The organism is Streptosporangium sp. NPDC006013, assembly GCF_040614275.1.
Lineage (GTDB): Bacteria > Actinomycetota > Actinomycetes > Streptosporangiales > Streptosporangiaceae > Streptosporangium.
The window spans coordinates 1-5,685 of the sequence record NZ_JBEXUE010000576.1; the positions used below are offsets into that span (position 1 = coordinate 1).

Here is a 5,685-nt window from a genome sequence, read left to right on the forward strand (position 1 = left end):
CACCTCCAGCAACAACCGCTGCTGCGGATCAACCGCCAACGCCTCACGCGGCGAGATCCCGAAGAACCCCGGATCGAACTCATCGGCATCATGCAGGAACCCACCATGACGGGTGTACGACGTCCCCACCCGGCCGGGATCCGGATCATAGATACCTTTCAGATCCCAACCGCGGTTGGTCGGGAAACCGGTGATCGCGTCGGTCTCCTCGATCACCAGCCGCCACAGATCCTCCGGAGAGGCGACCCCGCCCGGATAGCGGCACGCCATCCCCACGATCACGACCGGGTCGTCCGCCACCGAACGCACCACCGGCGACAGCACAGCCGCATCGGCCTGCTCACCCAGCAACTCGCCCAGCAGGAAATCCGCCAGCACGACCGGCGTCGGGTAGTCGAACACCAGCGTCGCCGGCAACCGCAACCCCGTCGCCGCGTTCAGCCGGTTACGCAACTCCACCGCGGTGAGACTGTCAAAGCCCAGGTCACGGAACTCCCACCGCACCTCCACCGCATCGGGCGACGCATGCCCCAGCACCATCGCCGCCTGCGTGCGCACCAACTCCAGCACGAACCGAACCCGATCGGCCTCACCCATCCCGGCCAATCGCGCACCCAGTGCCCCGTCACCTGCCGGCACCAACGCCGAGGCCGCCGACCGGCGGACCCCCCGCACCAACCCCCGCAGCAGATGCGGCACCTCACCACCCGCCCGCACCACCGCCGACGCATCCAACCGCGCCGCCACCACCACCGCAGGACCCACCGCAGCAGCCGCGTCGAACAACGCCAGCCCCTGCTCGACCGTCAAGGCCGAAATCCCCGCCCGCTCAATCCGCCGCATATCCGCCTGGCCCAGCGTGCCCGTCATCCCCGCGTCCTGCGCCCAAGCACCCCACGCAACCGACACCCCGGCCAGGCCCAGCGCACGCCGATGCTCGGCCAGCGCATCCAAAAACGTGTTCGCCGCCGCGTAGTTGCCCTGCCCCGGCCCACCGAACGTCCCGGCCACCGACGAAAACAGCACAAATCCCGCCAGGTCCATGTCCTGGGTCAGCTCATGCAGATGCCACGCCGCATCCACCTTCGGCCGCAGCACGGTGTCCAGCCGCTCCTTCGACAGCAACGCGATCGTCCCGTCATCCAGCACACCCGCCGCATGAACCACCGCGGTGAGCGGATGCTCGGCCGGGACCTGCGCCAGCAACGCCGCCACCTGCTCCCGATCCGCCACATCACATGCCACGACCGCGACCTCGACCCCATGCGCGATCAGCTCGGCCTGCAACTCCACCGCACCCGGAGCCTCCAACCCCCGGCGGCCGGCCAAAAGCAGGTGCCGCACCCCGTGTTCGGCCACCACATGCCGGGCCAGCTCCGCACCCAGACCACCGGTGCCACCAGCGATCAGCACCGTTCCGTCCGGGTCCCACCGCCGCGGCATGGTCAGCACGATCTTGCCGGTGTGCCGGGCCTGGCTCATGAACCGGAACGCCTCCCGGCCCCGCTGCACATCCCACGCCGTGAACGGCAACGGCCGCAACTCACCCGAGGCGAACAACCCCATCAACTCGCCCAGCATCTGCTCCAGCCGCTCGGGGCCGACATCCCCCAGGTCGAACCACCGGTAGGTCAGCCCCTCCGGGAACTGCTCCTGGTCGCGGATGTCCAGCTTGCCGATCTCTATGAACCGGCCCCCTGGGGCCAGCAGCCGCGCCGAGGCGTCGATGAACTCACCCGTCAGCGAGTTCAGCACCACATCGATCCCCCGCTCCCCGCACACCTGCCGGAAGCACTCCTCGAACTCCAGATCCCGGGAGGAGGCGATGTGATCCTCGGGGATGCCCAGCGAACGCAGCACCTCCCACTTGGCCGGGCCGGCTGTGGCGAACACCTCCACCCCAAGCCGCTGAGCCAGCTGGATCGCCGCCATCCCCACACCACCGGCACCCGCGTGCACCAGCAGCGACTCACCCGCCCGCAGAGCGGCCAGGTCCATCAGCCCGTAATAGGCCGTCAGGAACGCCACCGGGATCGTCGCCGCCTGCTCGAAAGAGCAGTGATCGGGAATTTTGGCCACGGCTGTAGCGTCGATGATCATCACCGGGCCGAAGGCGCCCTCGGCCAGACCCGTCACCCGATCCCCGGGGCGCAGGCTCTCCACCCCGGGGCCGACCTCCAGTACCACCCCGGCGGCCTCGCTGCCCATCAGGCCGACCTTGTCCTGCCACCAGCCCAGCGCGTTCAACCCGTCCAGCAGATCGCGGAAGTTCACGCCCGCCGCACGCACCGCCACCCGCACCTGACCGGCCCCCAACGCCTCGGCCGCCTCCGGGAACGGCAGCAGTTCCAGCGCGTCCAGGCTGCCCTTGGCCCGGCTGCCCAGCCGCCACGGCACCCCACCGCCCGGAGGCAGCAACCCCGCCCCCGAACCCAGCGACGCCAGCCGAGCCACCCGCACCTCGCCGTGGCGCACCACCGCCTGCGGCTCGCCCGAGGACATGAGCGCGGGCAACACCGCCGGCAACACCGACAGCGAGGACTCCTGCCCGTCCACATCCACCAGCACGAACCGGCCCGGATTCTCCGACTGCGCCGACCTCACCAGACCCCACACCGCGGCAGCCACCGGATCGGGGGACTCCCCCTCACCGGTCGCCACCGCACCGCATGTCGTCACCACCAGACAGGAGTCGCGGTACCGCTCATCGGCCAGCCACCCCTGCAACAAGCCCAGCACGCCGGCGGTGACCTCATGCGCCGACTCCACCACGTCCACGGCTCCGCACGCCGCCGTGGCCACCTCGGCCAGCACCACAGCCGGCACCGGACCCGCCTCAACCAACGCCGACAGATCCCGATGAACCGCGACCGACCACCCGGCCGCATCCCACACATCCGTGAGCCCCAGCGTGTCAGGCTCAAGCACCGCGCACCCGACCGCTGCCGCCACCGTCGGATCGGTCACCGGCAGATCGGGCAGCACAGTCCACTCCAGCCGGAACAGCGCGTCCCGATCCACCCCGCGGCCGCCGTCGGCGGCAGCCAGCCGGTCGCGCGAGATCGGCCGCAACACCAGGGAGCGCACCGACAACACCGGTTCCCCCGCGGCGTCCACCGCCGTCAGCGACACCGCCTCATCGCCCGTCTTGACCAGCCGAACCCGCAGCGCCGACGCCCCGGACGCGTGCAGACACACCTCACCCCAAAAGAACGGCAACCGGCCACCCTCGGCCTGCTCCAGTCCTATGAACGCCAGGGCGTGCAGCACCGCGTCCAGCAACGCCGGATGCACCCCGAACGCGCCCGCGCTCGAGGCCGCCTGTTCGGGAAGGGCGACCTCGGCGAAGATCCCCTCCTCACCCCGCCATGCCGCCCGCAGCCCCTGGAACACCGGACCATAGTCGAAGCCGCCCGCGGCCAGCCCCTCATACAACCCGTCCAGCTCGATCGCGGTCGCCGCAGCCGGCGGCCACACACTCGCGTCGAACATCTCGGCCATCCGGCCACTGCCCACCAGCACACCGGTCGCATGCTGTATCCACGGCTGATCATCCGGGGCGTCGGCAGCACGGGCATACATGTTCACCGTCCGGCGGCCCGACTCCTGGGGCGCACCCACCGACACCTGCACCACGACCGCTTCCCGCTCATCCAGCACCAGCGGCGCAATCAGGGTCAGCTCCTCCACCATGTCACAGCCGACCTGGTCACCCGCCCGGATCGCCAGCTCCAGGAATCCGGTACCCGGGAAAATCACCGTTCCGGCCACCATGTGATCGGCCAGCCATGGATGTGATCGCAGAGACAACCGCCCGCTCAGCACCGCCCCATCCGAATCGGCCAGACCCAGCGCCGCACCCAGCAGCGGGTGATACGTCGCGGCCAACCCCGCCGCCGCCACATTCCCCATACCGGCGCCGGTGTTCTCGGGCCAGTACCGCCGATGCTCGAAGGCGTACGTGGGCAGTTCAACCCGGCGCCCACCCGGCAGCACCGCACGCCAATCGACCGGCACCCCGTGCACGTGCAACTCGGCCAGCGCCGACATCACCGTGCTCTGCTCATCCCGGTCCCTGCGCAACACCGGCACCAGCACGGTGGCCGACTCGTGCACGTTGGCGTCCGAGCCGGCGAGCGTGGCAAGGGTGTCCTGGGCCATCGCGCTCAGCACCCCATCGGGGCCCAGTTCCAGATATGCCCGTACACCCAGACCATGCAACGCACGGACGCCGTCGGCGAAGCGGACCGCGCCACGCACCTGGTCGGCCCAGTAGCCCGGCGAGCACAACCGCTCAGCCGTCGCCTGCTCCCCGGTCAGGGTGGACACCACCGGGATGCGCGGCGAGTCGTAGGTGAGCGTCCCGGCGATCGCGCGGAAGTCCTCCAGCATCGGATCCATCAACGGCGAATGGAACGCATGCGACACCCGCAACCGCCGCGTCTTGACCCCGCGCTCCTCCAGCACGGCCGCCACCTCAAGCACCGCCTCCTCAACCCCGGAGATCACCACCGAAGCCGGACCGTTCACCGCCGCGACCGACACCTCGTCCTCACGCCCGGCCAGCAGAGCGGCGACCTCCTCCTCAGACGCCCGCACCGACACCATCACCCCACCCGCCGGGAGCACCTGCATCAACCGCGCCCGACCCGCCACCAGCACACACGCATCGGCCAGCGACAACACCCCCGCCACATGCGCCGCGGTGATCTCCCCGATCGAATGCCCGGCCAGCACATCCGGCCGCACCCCCCACGAGGACACCAGCCGGAACAACGCCGTCTCCACCGCGAACAACGCCGGCTGCGCCCACCCCGTCAGATCCAGCAACCCCGCCAACTCGCTGCCCGGCTCGGCGAACAACACCTCCCGCAGCGAACAGCCCCGGTAACGACCTGCCCGCTCAACCGACGCGCCATCCGGCTCCTGGTCGACCCCCTCCAGCAGCGGGTCAAGCTCGGCGATCACCTCATCCAACGCCCGCGCGAACACCGCGAACCGCGCATACAACTCCCGGCCCATCCCCGCCCGCTGACTGCCCTGACCGGTGAACAGGAATGCGACCTTGGCCGCACCCCGCGCCGAACCGGTCACCACACCGGCGGCCGGCGCCCCCTCGGCCACCGCGGCCAGACCCCGCACCAACTCCGTACGATCAGCACCCACCACCACCGCACGACGCTCGAACGCCGACCGCGTCGTGGCCAGCGAGAACGCCACATCGGCCAAGGCCGGCTCATCGTGGCCCTCCACGTGCGCGGCCAGACGCTCGGCCTGTGCCCGCAGCGCCCCAGCCGTACGGCCCGACACCAGCACCGGCACCACACCGGTAGCCGACGCCTGGTCCTTCGCGCCCGGCTCCGCCCCGATTCGTGAAGCCTCCGGTCCTTGCGGAGCCTCCTCGGTTGCGACCTCCAGGGCCTGTTCGATGATCACGTGGGCGTTGGTGCCGCTGATCCCGAACGACGACACCCCCGCCCGGCGCGCACGACCGGCCTCCGGCCACTCCACCGGCTCGGTCACCAACTCGACCGCGCCCTCGCTCCAGTCCACGTGCGACGACGGCGCGACCACATGCAACGTGCGCGGCACCACGCCCTCGCGCATCGCCATGACCATCTTGATCACACCCGCCACACCCGCCGCGGCCTGGGTGTGACCGATGTTCGACTTGATCGACCCCAG

Annotated in this window: 1 protein-coding gene; it reads right to left on the reverse strand. The window is 70.4% G+C overall.

Translation table 11 applies throughout. The annotated features are described in order from the left end of the window. Positions 1-5,685 (reverse strand): SDR family NAD(P)-dependent oxidoreductase (locus ABZ260_RS45295; RefSeq protein WP_355630501.1); only part of this gene is annotated, 5,685 nt, incomplete at both ends.